13 protein-coding genes are annotated in these 15,744 nt (G+C 31.4%); 4 read left to right on the top strand and 9 right to left on the bottom strand.

Going from position 1 to position 15,744, the window contains the following annotated elements:
* Positions 1–22: 22 nt before the first annotated feature.
* Positions 23–916 (bottom strand): DUF4349 domain-containing protein, encoded by an 894-nt coding sequence (locus ACFSX9_RS10965; protein ID WP_379807579.1) that lies wholly within the window; start codon positions 914–916, stop codon positions 23–25.
* A 183-nt stretch (positions 917–1,099) separates the two neighbouring features.
* Here ACFSX9_RS10965 and ACFSX9_RS10960 point away from each other — a divergent pair, with 183 nt between their 5' ends.
* The 3 genes from ACFSX9_RS10960 to ACFSX9_RS10950 are packed head-to-tail and all read left to right on the top strand — an operon-like array spanning position 1,100 to position 5,773.
* Positions 1,100–2,398, top strand: coding sequence for an anthranilate synthase component I family protein (locus ACFSX9_RS10960; RefSeq protein ID WP_379807577.1), 1,299 nt, complete (start codon positions 1,100–1,102; stop codon positions 2,396–2,398).
* A gap of 16 nt (positions 2,399–2,414) precedes the next feature.
* Positions 2,415–3,719 (top strand): tRNA lysidine(34) synthetase TilS, encoded by a 1,305-nt coding sequence (tilS, locus tag ACFSX9_RS10955; RefSeq protein WP_379807575.1) that lies wholly within the window; start codon positions 2,415–2,417, stop codon positions 3,717–3,719.
* Between the two features lie 2 nt (positions 3,720–3,721).
* Complete coding sequence (locus ACFSX9_RS10950; protein WP_379807573.1) at positions 3,722–5,773, top strand: protein-disulfide reductase DsbD family protein; 2,052 nt, start codon at positions 3,722–3,724, stop codon at positions 5,771–5,773.
* An 88-nt stretch (positions 5,774–5,861) separates the two neighbouring features.
* Here ACFSX9_RS10950 and ACFSX9_RS10945 read toward each other — a convergent pair whose 3' ends face one another.
* On the bottom strand, positions 5,862–6,935 hold the full coding sequence (locus tag ACFSX9_RS10945) for an alanine/ornithine racemase family PLP-dependent enzyme (protein ID WP_379807571.1): 1,074 nt from the start codon (positions 6,933–6,935) through the stop codon (positions 5,862–5,864).
* 3 nt (positions 6,936–6,938) lie between these two features.
* On the bottom strand, positions 6,939–7,376 hold the full coding sequence (locus tag ACFSX9_RS10940) for a GNAT family N-acetyltransferase (protein WP_379807569.1): 438 nt from the start codon (positions 7,374–7,376) through the stop codon (positions 6,939–6,941).
* Positions 7,377–7,688: 312 nt separating this feature from the next.
* On the opposite strand from ACFSX9_RS10940, the gene ACFSX9_RS10935 reads away from it, so the two are divergent.
* A complete protein-coding gene (locus tag ACFSX9_RS10935; RefSeq protein WP_379807567.1) occupies positions 7,689–9,224 on the top strand; it encodes a YifB family Mg chelatase-like AAA ATPase in 1,536 nt (511 codons plus the stop codon).
* A gap of 88 nt (positions 9,225–9,312) precedes the next feature.
* Here ACFSX9_RS10935 and ACFSX9_RS10930 read toward each other — a convergent pair whose 3' ends face one another.
* The 6 genes from ACFSX9_RS10930 to ACFSX9_RS10905 all read right to left on the bottom strand — a co-directional run bounded on the left by ACFSX9_RS10930 (position 9,313) and on the right by ACFSX9_RS10905 (position 15,699).
* Positions 9,313–9,729: a DUF2452 domain-containing protein gene (locus ACFSX9_RS10930; protein ID WP_379807565.1), complete on the bottom strand. Its 417-nt coding sequence runs from the start codon at positions 9,727–9,729 to the stop codon at positions 9,313–9,315.
* The gene (locus ACFSX9_RS10925) at positions 9,726–10,016 is read right to left on the bottom strand and encodes a TIGR03643 family protein (protein ID WP_379807563.1); all 291 of its coding nucleotides are present in this window, start codon (positions 10,014–10,016) and stop codon (positions 9,726–9,728) included. Before ACFSX9_RS10925 ends, ACFSX9_RS10930 begins: the two co-directional genes overlap by 4 nt.
* A 515-nt stretch (positions 10,017–10,531) precedes the next feature.
* Positions 10,532–11,386, bottom strand: coding sequence for a KPN_02809 family neutral zinc metallopeptidase (gene ypfJ / locus ACFSX9_RS10920; protein ID WP_379807561.1), 855 nt, complete (start codon positions 11,384–11,386; stop codon positions 10,532–10,534).
* Positions 11,387–11,476: 90 nt separating this feature from the next.
* Positions 11,477–12,247, bottom strand: coding sequence for a DUF2189 domain-containing protein (locus ACFSX9_RS10915; protein ID WP_379807559.1), 771 nt, complete (start codon positions 12,245–12,247; stop codon positions 11,477–11,479).
* Between the two features lie 88 nt (positions 12,248–12,335).
* Positions 12,336–13,691 (bottom strand): hypothetical protein, encoded by a 1,356-nt coding sequence (locus ACFSX9_RS10910; RefSeq protein ID WP_379807557.1) that lies wholly within the window; start codon positions 13,689–13,691, stop codon positions 12,336–12,338.
* Between the two features lie 4 nt (positions 13,692–13,695).
* Positions 13,696–15,699 (bottom strand): response regulator, encoded by a 2,004-nt coding sequence (locus ACFSX9_RS10905; RefSeq protein ID WP_379807555.1) that lies wholly within the window; start codon positions 15,697–15,699, stop codon positions 13,696–13,698.
* Between the last annotated feature and the right edge of the window lie 45 nt (positions 15,700–15,744).

The following is a 15,744-nucleotide window of genomic DNA, read 5'->3' as shown; positions in this document are numbered from 1 at the left end:
GTAAAAATTTAAATTTTGAAATTTACTTTTTAATAAATTTTTTATAACCGAAAAAACCTAAAATCCCAAGTAAAAATAAAGGCCAAAGCATTACAATAGTGGCTATTATATTTTCAAAGACAAACCAACCTGTTTTTAAACTATCTAAAATTTGTAAACCAATATTTGGACGGTACGAATTGATGCTTTTTTCATTAGCAATCATTTCTTGCTTGATGCTTTCGTCCTGATAAATGTTTACTGTAATGGTGCTAAACTCAACTTGATCTTTTAATGATAAATTGTTAATTTTAGAATTGTCGTTTTGTTCTTTTTTTAGGTCTAATTTTTCTTCAGCATCTACAATTTGATTTAGTTTCTTTCCATTCGCATCAATTGCATTTTCCAAACGTTTTTCAGATGAAGTACTTCTTTTCTGGGCCATTTCGTTCGATAACATTTGTAAAGAAACATCGTCAGCTTTGATAATTCGATAATCTAAAAAATGAATTTGCTTGGCAATCGTTTTAATTACGGTATCCATTTTAGTATTCGGAACTCTAATTGTAATGTTATTATCGACTTTATATTTTGTAGTTACTAAAGTGCTGTCTTGACTTACTTTAGTTTTATCTTCATCATAAATATTACTTTGTAAGCTTGTAAAAATAACAAATCCACCAAATTTCACCGTTGCATCTTCAATCGCGTACGTAGACTTAGCTACATTCTTGACTTTAAACTTTACATCGGCTGTTCGGATGAATTTTCTAGTGCTATTTTTATCGACTACAGCAGCGGACGAAGAAATAACGCTTTCTACTTCTTTACTATCTGAGTTTTCGTAAGATGCTTCGTCACGATTTGAAGCCTGTTTACAAGATAAGACTAAGCCAAATGCAAGCAAAGTCATAACGATTTTGGTGTTCGTTTTCATAAAAGTTCATTTTTAAGGTATTTATTGATAATTGTTTGTTAGCGTAGTTTTGGAATCAATAGAGTATGAATTTTATGGATTAATAGTATTTTACTTATAATAAAAACCGTGCCAAGTTTTAACGAATCGGCTGTTTTCAAAACTATTTATTTGTTGTACTTTTGAAAGTAAAATTTTCAAGAATTGAGAACAACGATTTCAAAAGATATATCCCATTTTCCGAATTTTAAAAAGCAACTTTTACATTGGGCCAACCAACACAGAGAAGTGGTTTTTTTAGATTCAAACAGCTACCAGCAAAACTATTCGAGTTACGATTTGGTTTTGGCGGTTGATGCTTTTACATCGATTAAAACCGATTCTGAAAATGCTTTTCAAGATTTGTTTCAATACCAAAGTCAAACCAAAGATTGGATATTCGGTTATTTATCCTACGATTTGAAAAACGATACCGAAGCTTTAAAATCGAATAATTTTGATGGATTAGATTTTCCAGATTTGTTTTTCTTTCAACCCAAAAAACTCTTTTTAATCAAAGATAATCATGTTGAAATTCAGTATTTGCGAATGTGTGATGATGAAATTGATTATGATTTTAGCGAAATTACATCAGCCCAAACTGAGGAACTTACAACCTATAACTTAGAACATTTTTCTATTCAACAACGCATTTCTAAAGAAAATTACCTTTCTAAAGTTGCTAAGATGTTGGACTACATTCATCGTGGTGATATTTATGAAGCTAATTTTTGTATGGAATTCTTCGCAAATGACGCAAAAATTGAACCTTTAGAAATTTATCAGAAGTTAAACGAAATTTCGGAACCACCGTTTGCAGTGTATTTCAAAAATAACAACCACTATTTAATTTCAGCTTCACCCGAACGCTATTTGCGAAAGGAAGGAACAAAAGTAATTTCGCAACCTATAAAAGGAACGGCAAAAAGAAGTTTGGATGTTAATGAAGACGAACAATCCAAATTAGATTTAATTTCTAATGAGAAAGAACGTTCTGAAAACATTATGATTGTTGATTTAGTTCGAAACGATTTATCGCAAACCGCTACAAAAGGAAGCGTTCAGGTCGAAGAATTATGTCAACCTTACACTTTTAAACAGGTCCATCAAATGATTTCCACAGTTGTTTCTGAAGTGGAAATTACGACTTCACCGATCGAAATTTTAAGAACAACTTTCCCGATGGGAAGTATGACGGGAGCTCCAAAAATTTCGGCAATGCAAATTATTGAAGAATTAGAAGAAACAAAACGCGGTTTATATAGCGGAGCAGTGGGATATTTCACGCCAACGAATGATTTTGATTTTAATGTTGTAATCCGAAGTATTTTGTATAATTCATCGAACAATTATTTATCATTTTCTGTCGGAAGTGCTATAACTTCTTTATCAGATCCAGCAATGGAATATGAAGAATGTTTGTTGAAAGCAAAAGCGATGTTTGAAGTGCTTCAATCCAAATAAATCTGTATTTTTGACTATGCTTACAAAATTCAAAAACCATATTCAGACTAATTTTGCAACTCTAAAGGATCAGAAACTTCTTTTAGCAATTAGTGGTGGGATTGATAGTATGGTTCTATTGCGTTTATTTCACGAATTGAACTTTAATATTTCGGTGGTTCATTGCAATTTTATGCTTCGGGATGAAGCAAGTAATATTGATGAAGATTTTGTTAGAACGACTTGCGGATCCTTAAATATTCCCACTTACATTCAAAGATTTTACACCAATCAATTGGCTTTGGATTATAAACTTTCGATTCAATTAGCAGCTCGAAAAATACGTTATGAATGGTTTTCTGAACTTTTACAGACTGAAAATTTAGATTGTGTTTTGACGGCTCATCATTTGGATGACCAAATCGAAACGTTTTTAATCAATTTAACTAGAGGAACTGGATTAGAAGGTTTAACGGGAATTCCGGAAGTAAATGGAACAATAATTCGACCTTTATTAATTTTCACAAGAGAAGAAATTGAGAATTATGCCAAGGAAAATGATATCAAATGGCGAGAAGATGCTAGTAATGCTTCGAATAAATATTTACGAAATAAATTACGTCACGATGTAGTGCCGATTCTAAAAGAATTGAATCCCAGTTTTATGCAGTCGTTTCAAAATACGTTGAATCATTTAAAGCAAGCTCAAACTTTAGTCGACGACGCTTCTCGAATAATCTACAAGAAAGTTGTTCAGGAAGAAACACATCATAAGAAAATTAAAATTTCGGAGTTAACTCAGCTAGACAATTATAAATCTTATCTTTTTCAATGGTTGAAGCCTCTCGGTTTTTCCGCCTGGGAAGATATATATGATTTGGTAAATGCGCAATCTGGCAAGCAAGTTTTTTCGGAAAAATATGTATTACTAAAAGATAGAGATTCTTTTATTGTCTCGGAAAAGAATACGGCTCAAATTCTATCGTCTTACAATATAAAAAAAGGTGTTAAAGAAGTTAAATATCCCTTAAAATTGGCAATAAATGCGATGAAAAGCATTTCTAATCCTTCAAATGCAGCTATATTTGTCGACGAAGAAAAAATAACTTACCCTTTAATTCTGCGAAAGTGGCAAGAAGGTGATTTCTTTTACCCATCAGGAATGAACGGTAAAAAGAAATTGAGTAAGTATTTTAAAGACGAAAAATATTCGTTACTAGATAAAGAAAATCAGTGGTTATTGTGTTCTGAAGACCAAATTATTTGGATCATAGGAAAACGAGCAGACAACCGATTTATTGCAGATGAACACACACAATTAATTATAAAAATTGAAATTTAATAATGAAAAAATTACTTTTAAGTTTAATACTACTTGTTTCCTTTTTTGGAAATGCACAAATATTTGACCCCGTAAAATGGAAAACCAAAGTAGTTCAAAAATCTGATACCGAATATGAGTTGGTTATGGATGCAACGATCGATAGCGAATGGCATATTTATTCGCAATATACACCAGATGGAGGCGCTCAACCTGCATCTTTTGAATATAAAGATGCTAAGGGAAATTATAAATTAGTAGGCAAAACAGTTGAAGGTCCTTACAAAAAAGTTTTTAATGATATTTTTGAAGTAGACGAGTATTACTTTGCAAAAACAGCTCAATTTAAACAAGTTATTAAAATAACGAATCCTAAATTAAAAGAAGTCAAAGTATATATTGAATACCAAGCTTGTAAAGAGCAATGTATTCAGCAAGATAAAACGTTTACCTTCGTAATTCCTGAAAATAAAATAGTTGCTACAGTAGATACAAATGAAGCTATTCAAGCTACTGAACAAGCAGTTTTAACTTCGAATAATTCGGACACAACTGCAGTAGAAAAGGTTGTAGCATCACAAGATAATTCAAAAGTAAAGAAAGATAAGAAAGCAGGGAAAAAAGACAAAGCAGTTAATGTTTGGGTTTTATTTCTAGGAACTTTAATTGCTGGTTTATTGGTTACTTTTACACCTTGTGTGTTCCCTATGATTCCAATGACAGTAAGTTTTTTCTTAAAACAAAGTGCTAAAGGAGATAAAAAGAAAGGGAGAAATAATGCTTTAATGTATGGTTTCTTTATTGTATTTATTTACGTTTTAATTTCTTTACCGTTCCATATTTTCCAAAGTTTGAGTCCGGATATTTTCTATGAAATTTCGACAAATCCTTATTTAAATATCTTTTTCTTTATTGTATTTGTAGTTTTTGCGATATCATTCTTAGGAGCTTTTGAAATTACGATTCCATCATCTTTAGCAAATAAAGTAGATAGTGCTTCAAACAAAGGCGGATTCGTGGGAATCTTCTTTATGGCATTAACATTGATAATCGTTTCGTTTTCTTGTACAGGCCCGGCTTTAGGAGCGGTTATTGGAGGCGTTTTATCAACAGATGGCGGTGCAACATTACTAACGATAGCAATGCTTGGTTTCGGATTAGGATTAGCATTCCCATTTATGATGTTCGCTTTGTTCCCAAGTATGATGGGGAATTTACCAAAATCGGGTGGATGGTTAAATACCGTTAAAGTAGTATTTGGATTTATCGAATTAGCCTTAGCGTTCAAATTCCTTTCTATGGCAGATTTAGTTATGGATTGGCATATTTTAGAAAGAGAAACGTTCATTGCTGTTTGGATAACACTATTCGCAGGTTTAGCATTGTATTTATTTGGTAAAATTACTTTACCACACGATAGTCCTTTAACTCATCTTTCAGTAGGGAGATTGTTATTAGCCTTATTATCATTAGCATTTACAATATATTTAATTCCTGGACTTTGGGGAGCACCTTTAAATTTAATTAGTGGATTTCCACCTCCAATGAGTTACAGTGAAAGTCCGCATGGAGTGGGATATAAGAATATGCAATTGACGACAAATGGGACAACTTCCGAATTACCAGATCTTGCAAGTTATGGTCCACATAATATTGTTACGTTCCATAATTATGACGATGGTTTAGCTTACGCGAAAAAAGTAAACAAACCAGTTATGATTGATTTCACAGGGAAAACTTGTGTAAACTGCAGAAGAATGGAAGAAAAAGTGTGGTCACTTCCACAAATTTTGCCAATTTTAAAAGGTGACATTGTATTAATTTCTTTATATGTAGATGATAGAACGCCTTTACCAAAAGCGGAAATCTATGAAACACCGAATGGAAAAACTATTGACACTTACGGTAAAAAATGGAGTGATTTCTCTATTACAAAATACAAAGCGAATATTCAGCCTTATTATATTTTAATGGATCACGATGAAGAAAATCTGAATGAACCTGTTGGATATACACCAGATGTTGAAGAATATAAAACTTGGTTACAAGAAGGTATTGCTAATTTTAAAAAGTAATTCTTTATTGTCATTCTGAATTTATTTAGAAGCTAAAAAAGTCCTAATTTTTATTAATTAGGACTTTTTTTATTTCTTATACTTAATTTTATTCTACTACTTTCTCAATATAATCTGAATTTAAAAGATATAAAGCACCCATATATTGTAAGTCAAATGAAACTAAATCGCCAACATTATACTTGTTTTCTGAGTTGCTAATATCAATAACCGTCATGTCGGAACTCGAGTCAATAATAGTAATTGATTCATCAGTTGGAGTTAAATATTGCGGTTGCATATCCAACAGGCCAAAATCTAAAATTGCTCGAAGCGAAGTCTGACTTAAATCGACATTTTCATCGATTTCATAGGTATTTCCAGCTACATTTTCACCTAATTCTCCAATAGGATTATTTGGTTTTTCGGTAATTTCAATAATTTCGGCATATAATTTAAAAACATCATTGTGCATATTTTCAAAAGTTTCACCCGTAAATAGATTTTTGGCGAAAAATAAAGCTTCTCCAATTCGAAAATGATTCACAGCCATTGGACGAGCATTTTTCAACAGAAGAGGCACAGCAACAGATGTTCCGCCCGAAACCCACGGAATTATCACATTAAATTTTGCCTCAATCAGTTGTTTGTACAAGCTCAGTTGAATCAACTTATCTTGCGTTGGCATGACACCGCTCAAGCAGTTTAAATTCGTTCCTATTCCTCTAATTTCAATATTGGGTAAACTAAATACTTGTTCATAAAAACTCAGTAATTCTTCCCCTAAAACGCCTTCACGCAAATCGCCCATTTCAATCATAATGATGATTCCGTGGGTTTTATTTTGACGTTTTGCTTCGTCCGATAATAGTTGGATCGTATAAATTTCGGTATTGAAACTTATATCGGCATATTTTACGATTTTCTCAATATTTCGTTTGGAAGGTGGTTTGATATAAACTGTTTGAATGCTCGGATGTAGCTTCTTAATCTTCTTCAAATTACTAATTCTCGAATCGTGAATTTCAGTAACGCCAAGTTTAATTAATTCTTCCAGATAAATAACATTCCCACAAAGTAATTTAGAAACTACTCCCCAAGTGATGTTTCGTTCTTGAAACAATTGATCCAAGTAATTATAATTTTCTTGAAGTTTGTTTCGATACAATTTTAAAAATGCCATTGTTTATGATTTCGTTAAACGCATTTCTAAATATTTATTGGTAAACCCTAAATTTTCATAGAGTTTTTTAGCCGGATTATCAGGTTCTACGTGAAGTGCAATGTCGCCTTCTACTGAATCTATTGCTTTTTGCATTAATTTTTTTCCAAAACCTTTTCCTCGAACTGAATTATCAACTGCGATATATACCAAAATATTTTCTGGAATATAACCGTTCATTCCGGTCTGATTTAAAATGGTAATACCAACAATTTTTTCTTCGTCTTTACCAATGATAATTTGACCTCCTTTTTGAGGATTCATTACGTAATCGATGCATTTTTGAATAGCATCTTTTTGGTCGCCATATTGTTCTAAATGGGTAAATAAAAAATCGACGATTGTCTCAGTTGAGCAATCTGTTGGAATGCCCGTTTTGGCATTAATTTGTGTAAAAGTCATTACTTGTTTTTTTATCCGTATTTTTTCAACGAATGTTTACAATTTTTACCTAATTGGATTTTCCGAAAAGGCTTTCAGCATAGCAGCTGAAAGAGGAATTGTTTTTATAGAAAGGTTTTCACCTTAAAAGTCTCGATTAAGACTTATTGAATTATAACGAGTGCAAAGGTACAAAAAAATATTTAAAAGGTTTAAAGTGTTAATTTATAAGTTTTAATAGTCAATTTGAATCTTTTAATTGAGCTTATTAGGAAAATTAAAAATATTTTGCGAATATTTGTATTATATAAGCCATTTAAAAAATTATAAGCCATGTTAGTAAAAGTATTCGGAAGCGCCGTTTTTGGCGTTGAGGCTACTACGATCACCGTAGAAGTAAATATCGACAAAGGAATTGGCTACCACTTGGTAGGTTTACCAGATTCCGCAATTAAAGAAAGCAGTTATCGAATTGCTGCTGCTCTTAAAAATAATAATTATAATTTTCCAGGTAAAAAAATCACGATTAATATGGCTCCGGCCGATTTGCGTAAAGAAGGTTCTGCCTACGATTTAACGATTGCCATCGGAATTTTAGCAGCATCATCCCAAATAAAATCGGAAGAAATTCATAAGTATGTAATTATGGGCGAACTATCGCTTGATGGTGGAATGCAACCCATAAAAGGAGCTTTATCGATTGCAATTAAGGCGAAAGAAGAAGGTTTTAAAGGTTTAATTTTACCATTCCAAAATGTAAAAGAAGCCGCGATTGTAGAAGGACTTGACGTTTATGGCGTTGATAATGTTTTGCAGGTTATTAATTTTTTCGAAGGTAAAGAAGAACTGATTCCAACAAAAATTGATACAGATGAAGAATTTAATAAAACTTTAGATTTTCCTGAACACGATTTTTCAGATGTAAAAGGCCAAGAAGGCATTAAACGTTGTATGGAAATTGCGGCGGCTGGTGGTCATAATATTATTTTAATTGGTCCGCCAGGATCCGGTAAAACCATGTTAGCCAAAAGATTACCTAGTATTTTACCGCCAATGACCATGCGAGAAGCTTTAGAAACCACTAAGATTCATTCCGTTGCCGGAAAAACTAAAAATGTGGGATTGATGGCACAACGCCCTTTCCGAAGTCCGCATCATACAGCTTCAAGCGTGAGTTTAGTAGGAGGTGGGAGTTATCCGCAACCTGGAGAAATTTCCTTGGCACACAATGGCGTTCTATTTTTAGACGAATTACCTGAATTTAAGCGAGAAGTTTTAGAAGTGATGCGTCAACCCTTAGAGGATCGAGAAGTTACAATTTCGAGAGCGAAATTCACTATAACTTATCCGTCTTCTTTTATGTTGGTGGCGAGTATGAACCCAAGTCCGAGTGGCTATTTCAATGATCCAAGCTCAAGATCAAGTTCTTCTCCTATGGAAATGCAACGTTATTTAGGTAAAATATCAGGTCCATTATTAGATAGAATTGATATTCATATCGAAGTTACGCCAGTTCCGTTTGAAAAATTAACAGAAACACGTAAAGCAGAATGCAGCAACGAAATCAGAAAAAGAGTCACTAAAGCTAGAAAAATTCAATCGTTACGTTTTGAATCTTATGATTCTATACATTACAACGCTCAGTTAAGCAGTAAACTAATTCGTGAGTTTTGTGTTCTGGATGAAGTTTCTTTACAATTATTAAAGACCGCAATGGAACGTTTAAATTTATCGGCTAGAGCATACGATAGGATTTTAAAAGTGGCAAGAACTATTGCTGATTTAGAAGATGTTGAAACACTACAATCACATCATATCGCCGAAGCTATTCAATATCGTAGTTTGGATAGGGAAGGTTGGTTGGGATAGCGTTAGGTGGTCGGAACATAATAAACTAATTTGATAAACTTGTTTCAGATTCTGAAACAAGTTTAGTTTTACGGTAGTATTTTAATGATTAAAAAAAGTTATCATCTTTGGAGTCCAGATGAATCCATTTCTTGTTGCTGTTTAATTTGAATGATCCAATGTGTTCTTTATTCCAACTCGCTGGATCAATTAAAGAAAGGAAATTTGCTCCGTCTTTACCTAAATATAAATGATATATTTCTCCAATTACAGGTTCAAATGAGAATTTTGCATTATATACAATTTCATTCCATTCGTATTCTAGCATTAATTCCTCATATTGAACTTTAAGCTCATTGAACTTGGTTTCAAATTCTTTATTCACGTTTCGTACTCCCTTATTTTTCCAATCTATGACATTGTCCATTTTTATTGCGGGCGCACCTACGCTTGTAGCATATGCTAATACATTGGCATTGTATCCATTTTCTTCGGAATAAACTACGTTATCAGGAATTTTGCTCATCTTTTAGAAATTTTATTATTTGTAATAGCTCTTTGCAGTTTACATTTGAATCGGTCAATGCCTTCTGCTCTTTTTGCTAAATGTTTCGTTTTGCAGTTTTCAACTCTTTTTCGCCATAATTTATAACTGCTGAATTTTAGCTCTTTTTTCATTAGAACTTTTACATCGGCTTCCTTTAAACTAAATTGAAAGTTTATGGCCTCAAATGGTGTTCTGTCTTCCCAAGCCATTTCTATAATCCTATCAATTTCAATTTCTGTAAACTCTTTTTTAGAAGAAATAATCATTTGTTTAAGTTTTATTCGTAAAAGTTAAACAAAATTACAAAAAATATTTGCAATAGAAAAATTCATTTTGAATTAAATGTGTTTTATCCGTATCATTTTCAAATATGAGTAAAAAAAATCGGTTTGTTTATTTGAAGTTTTTTGAAGTTGCAACTGTACATTATCAGTGGAATCTAATAATCTTTTCAAATCATCTTCAAGAATATTTTTTTTTATTCTCCTTCATTTACAAATTTGGTTAATGAAATTAAAGTCGGCTGTCTAAAGTAAAATCTTTAAATACTTTGTCTAAGCTTTATTAAACGGTTATTATCTTCATAAAATGCTATCTTCTGTTCTTATAAAAATTGAATAAAAATATCATTTACAACATTTTATAAAGAAAAACGTAAAAATTCATTTGTTCTATTGTACTGTTTCTATTCTTTAAATAATGTTTTTTTAGCAAATAGAATTTTTCCATAAAAAAAAGAGTTACCGGAAAGTAACTCTTTTAAATAATTGTAGATTTATTATTATAATTCTTCGGCAAAGGTATCACCTAATTGGATATCTCCAGTTTCAAAACCCTTTTTAAACCATTTTTTTCGTTGTGCCGAAGTTCCGTGCGTAAAAGAATCAGGAACGACATGACCTTGCATTTTACTCTGAATAGCATCATCACCAACAGCTTGTGCAGCATCAATAGCTTCTTCTATATCACCAAATTCAAGATATTTTTTATTGTAATGTGCCCAAAGTCCACCATAAAAATCAGCTTGCAATTCTAAACAAACAGAAAGCCTATTAGCCTCTTTTTCGCTTTTTCCTTGTTGTAGTTTTCTCATCTTAGCAGAAGTTCCTACTAAAGTTTGTACGTGATGTCCCACTTCATGCGCGATGACGTAAGCAATTGCAAAATCACCTCCTTTAGCTCCGAATTTTGTACGAAGTTCTTCGAAAAATGTTAAGTCCATATATACTTTTTGATCACCAGGACAATAGAATGGTCCTGATGCTGAACTTGCGCCACCACATGCCGTTTCAACTGAACCTGAGAACAAAACCATTTTAGGCTGTTTGTAAATTCCAAGATTGTTTTCTGCAAATACTTTCGTCCAAATGTCTTCTGTATCTGCTAAAACGGTAGAAACAAATTCTCCCATATCTTTTTCTGCTGCCGTAAGTTCTCTTTGTTCTGTAGGGGCACTTTGTTGCTGATTAAACTGTTCTAAAACAGGTGTAAGCATTTTCATGTTATCTCCACCAAAAGTATTAAGTAGCAATATGACAATTCCAATTATTCCTCCTCCAATAATCGTTTTTCCACCACCAGACATTCCTCGTCTATCTTCTACGTTGTCACTTTGACGTCTTCCTCTCCATTTCATAATTTAACTTTTTTAGTGTTTTTAACAAAATCAAATATAAAAAAATAATATAAAACTATATTCAAATCAATAATAGTTTTAGATTTTTTCTTACTCTAATCCAATTTCGTCTATAACTGATTTATCATTAAATCCAATTGCCTGCTCGTATATGGTATATATAACTGAAAAATAAAATGGTATAGTAAAAAAGATACCAATACAAAGACCAATTAACCCAACTAAAATACCTAATGCACCAACAATAAATGCAATAAGAATAACAAATGGATTTTTTAGAAATAACCCTATTGATTTAACTAGAGCGTCCATATAATTTTGCTGGCCATAAATAATTAGAGGAATACAAAAAATAGTAAATAATGCAACTATAATTTGTAAGGACAATGCAAGAAATGGGCTATTGTTAATTGTTAAAATCGCTACAGTAGCATTTAAGAAAACTGAAATCAGCAATTGATTTAAGAAAATATCTTTAAAGAAAGTAGTTTTATAAAAATCAAAAAATGAGCCTAATCCAAATTCTTTATTATTTTTTGCGAGATGATTGACATTAATGAATCCAGCTACAATAGGTGCAGATAATGATCCTATCAAAACCCCTACACTAGCATTTATAATAATCATTGTAACATTAGATTTACCCATTTCTAAGTCGGCCATTGTTTTAGAAAAATCTCCAAAACCATACAAAATTCCAAAATATCCAACATAAATAAGTATCATTATCACAGCAATAATTATTGTTGCAATTCCTGATAGAACGAATGTCTGTTTATATCTTTCGAAGCTTTCTTCTATAATTTTCCCTAATTCTAATGGATAACCGCTCTGTAGTTTCTGATCAATACTTTTTTTCATGGTGAAGTTTTAAGTTGGTTTTAAAGTTTTATTTTGGTTTTCTGGTAATTTAAAATAACTACCATGTGTTTTTATTTTTTATGAAGGATTAAAATCCAAAACGTACACCTAAGTAAAGATCCGCTTGTTTTCCGTCAGTGGCTAAAGCAGAAATTGCACTGTTAGACCCGATAAAAAATCCAGCTAATCTGAAACCAATTCCACTTGTAAATCCAGAAATTTCATTTGACGCTAATGGTGCATAAGCTTCAAACCATCCAGAAGTAAATCTTGGGATTAATGTATATGAATTTTGTGTTGTAGTAAGGTCGCTTTTTGAATCATCTGATACTTTTTGATAGATACTTCCAGTTACGAACCATTTTTTAGTTAATCTTACATCAGCATACGCATTAATAACTGTCGGTAATTTTACTTTGAAATCAGCAGCACTAGAAGTAGTTTGAAAGTATGCAGCATTTATAGGATCATTTATGATTGCTTCAATCTCTGTCATGCTTTCTACACCATCAAACTGATTTAAATCTAAACTTTGAATACCGCTTACATTTAAAGCATAATTTTTGTTTAAATTATTATCCGATTTAAAAGTCATTGCTCCCATGTTTTTTACAGATAAACCAGCATTTACTTTATAACTACTGCTGTCATTTTCGTCTTGCCATCTGTAGTTAAAACCTAAATCTAATGCAAAACCATTTATCCCTTGTGAGAAAAATTCGTTGTAGTTACTTTGATCATCAAAATTATTAGCTAAAACACCGGCATAAGCGATATTAATATTTGCAGAAGTATTCATTAACGATATATTTCCTAAACTATTAACGATTGTACCATTTAAATTATCCGCAGCAAAGTTAGCATAACCTCCAGGAAATAATAAACGTAAATTTGTTCCTACGTTTATTTTATGTTCTGGTAAATCCACAAGATTTCTGGCAACATTAACACTTAATTCTCCCCAAGTAGTAGCATTTATTCTTTGGTTTTCACTTGATGATATAACAGTTTGTGTGAATAAATTACTTAACTCTCCGTTTTTAATAGCATCTCCTAATTTAGCATCAACGTTAACAACATTGGCTTTTATATTGGCTAAAGAATTTATTCCAAATCCCCATTTTCCTTTTTTAATTGCAAATGCAGGTCCATTTATTTGAGCATCCAAACGTAAGTTAACTACGCCGTTGCCTGCAAACATTTTTTCATCTAAATTATCACCTTTTATGAAATCATTAATTGATAATCTATCATTTGCCATAGCAATAGAAAAATTAAAAAGATTGACTTCATAAGTTGTTGACATATTTACTAATTCTGCCGGATTGTTAGCAGCATTTAGTAAACCACCTCTTTTAGAAGTTGAAATACCACTAAAATGCTCTTGAGAAAATAGAGAGGTAGTAATTAAACTAGTAGCGAAAATAATTTTGATAAGTTTCATTTTTCTAAATATATTTATTGATAACACTTTGTAATTCAGTTAATTTGTAAGGTTTTGAAATGTAATCATCCATTCCATATTCCAGACATTTTTCTTTTTCACTAACCATAATTCCGGCAGTAATTGCAATGATAGGTATTTTTTTTAATTTATTATTATTTCTTATTTCAATTGTAGTTTCATAACCGTTTTTTACGGGCATTTGAATGTCTAAAAGAATTAAGTCAATTGGCGTTTTTTCAAGTATTTCTAAAGCAATTTGACCATTTTCAGCTTCAAATATTGTACTATTAGGTAAAATAATATGAACCATTTTTTTACAAAGTAGCATATTTATTTTGTTGTCTTCAACTATTAATACATTTAGTAGTTTGCTAAATTTATGAGCTTCATCTTTCTGTTGTGTAACTGTGACAATCTTTTTTAAACTCTCAGGTTCTGGAGCCTCAGAAATTTTAAAGGTCACATTAAAATAAAAATTACTTCCTTCTCCTAATTTACTAGTTACTTGAATTTTACTTTTATTTTTTTCTAGTATTTTATTTGAAATTGATAATCCTAAACCTGTTCCTCCAAAACGTTTATTGGTAGATAGATCTTCCTGAACAAATGAGTGAAATATTTTAGCTAAATTTTCTTTTTTTATTCCAATTCCTGTGTCAATCACTGAAAATCTAATTGTAGAGTAGGTGTTTTTAACCTTCTTTATTTCTTCGATTTTTAAAACTACTTGTCCATAATGTGTGAATTTTATGGCATTTCCAATTAAATTAATTAGCACTTGTTTTAAGCGAACGGAGTCTGCAAAAATATAATCGGGAAGTTCTTCACCAAATTCTACTTTTAAATCTATTTGCTTATTAATTGAATGACTTTTAAATAAATCTATTATTTGATAGGCTAAAGCTTTTAATTCAACAGTCTCTTTATACATTTCAAACTTACCAGATTCAATTTTCGAGAAATCTAAAATATCGGTAATTATATCAAGTAGTAAATTGCCAGATTCATTTATTGTGCTCATATAAACCTGTTGATTTATATCTAATTCTGTTTTTAATAGCAAATCTGAAAAACCAATTATCCCATTTAAAGGGGTTCGAATTTCATGACTTACGTTAGTTAGAAAATCTGATTTTGCTTGATTGGCTAATTCTGCTGATTCCTTATCTTTTATTGCATTATCTCTTTCTTTTTGAGCCGTGATGTCTCTTGCATTACCTCTTAACTTTACTACTTTTCCTTCCTCATTTAAGATAGGTTTTCCAATACCTGATATCCATTTTTCCCTGCCATCTGGTAATGTTATAACCTGCTCAATTTCATAAGATTTTTTGTTGTGAATTGCTTCATTCGTTAGCTTTGTAAGATAATAGACAACATCTTTAGATAACCTTTCAAGAAATTTTTTATACAGAAAACTATCCGAGTCTTTATCAATCTCAAAAATATTATACATTTCATCAGACCAATGTAATTCCTGAGTCATCAAATCGAAATTCCAACTTCCAATTTTAGCCATTTTCTGAGATTCGTTAAGCAAACTTTCACTTAACGCAAGCTTTTCTTGGGTTTTATTAATTTCTGTAATATCTCTAGCAATTCCAAAAACTATTCTCGTTGTTGTATTGATCGTGGCAATCCATTGTAAATATATGCTATCTCCATTTTTTTTAAGATATCGGTTCCCAAAGTTAACGGTGTTTGTACCCTCTTTTAAATTTTGTAGTTCAGCTAAAGTTTTAGCAACATCATCTGGATGAACAAAACTTATAAAAGGTTTTGAAATAAGATCTTCCTCTGCATATCCCAACGCTTTTATAAAAGCAGCGTTTACTTTAACATAAAAGCCATCAAGATTGGCGATACATACTAAATCTGTAGTTTGGTTGAAAAAATATTGGAAATTATCGTGTAGGGAATCTTTGTTTTTATAGAATGCCAATTCAGCTTCAAGTGATTTGATTTTTTCTTTATCTTCGTTATTTGGTGCTGAAAAATTTTCCATGGAATCCGTTTTACCTTAAATAAAAATAATAAAAATATTCTTAAA

The organism is Flavobacterium ardleyense, from assembly GCF_042686085.1.
GTDB classification, from domain to species: domain Bacteria; phylum Bacteroidota; class Bacteroidia; order Flavobacteriales; family Flavobacteriaceae; genus Flavobacterium; species Flavobacterium ardleyense.
This window is presented reverse-complemented; position numbering and strand designations above follow the sequence as displayed.

Coding starts and splice junctions, on each gene's coding strand:
- ACFSX9_RS10965 (WP_379807579.1), bottom strand. CDS start 916: ATGAAAACGAACACCAAAATCGTTATGACTTTGCTTGCATTTGGCTTA.
- tilS (WP_379807575.1), top strand. CDS start 2,415: ATGCTTACAAAATTCAAAAACCATATTCAGACTAATTTTGCAACTCTA.
- ACFSX9_RS10950 (WP_379807573.1), top strand. CDS start 3,722: ATGAAAAAATTACTTTTAAGTTTAATACTACTTGTTTCCTTTTTTGGA.
- ACFSX9_RS10945 (WP_379807571.1), bottom strand. CDS start 6,935: ATGGCATTTTTAAAATTGTATCGAAACAAACTTCAAGAAAATTATAAT.
- ACFSX9_RS10940 (WP_379807569.1), bottom strand. CDS start 7,376: ATGACTTTTACACAAATTAATGCCAAAACGGGCATTCCAACAGATTGC.
- ACFSX9_RS10935 (WP_379807567.1), top strand. CDS start 7,689: ATGTTAGTAAAAGTATTCGGAAGCGCCGTTTTTGGCGTTGAGGCTACT.
- ACFSX9_RS10930 (WP_379807565.1), bottom strand. CDS start 9,729: ATGAGCAAAATTCCTGATAACGTAGTTTATTCCGAAGAAAATGGATAC.
- ACFSX9_RS10925 (WP_379807563.1), bottom strand. CDS start 10,016: ATGATTATTTCTTCTAAAAAAGAGTTTACAGAAATTGAAATTGATAGG.
- ypfJ (WP_379807561.1), bottom strand. CDS start 11,386: ATGAAATGGAGAGGAAGACGTCAAAGTGACAACGTAGAAGATAGACGA.
- ACFSX9_RS10915 (WP_379807559.1), bottom strand. CDS start 12,247: ATGAAAAAAAGTATTGATCAGAAACTACAGAGCGGTTATCCATTAGAA.
- ACFSX9_RS10910 (WP_379807557.1), bottom strand. CDS start 13,691: ATGAAACTTATCAAAATTATTTTCGCTACTAGTTTAATTACTACCTCT.
- ACFSX9_RS10905 (WP_379807555.1), bottom strand. CDS start 15,699: ATGGAAAATTTTTCAGCACCAAATAACGAAGATAAAGAAAAAATCAAA.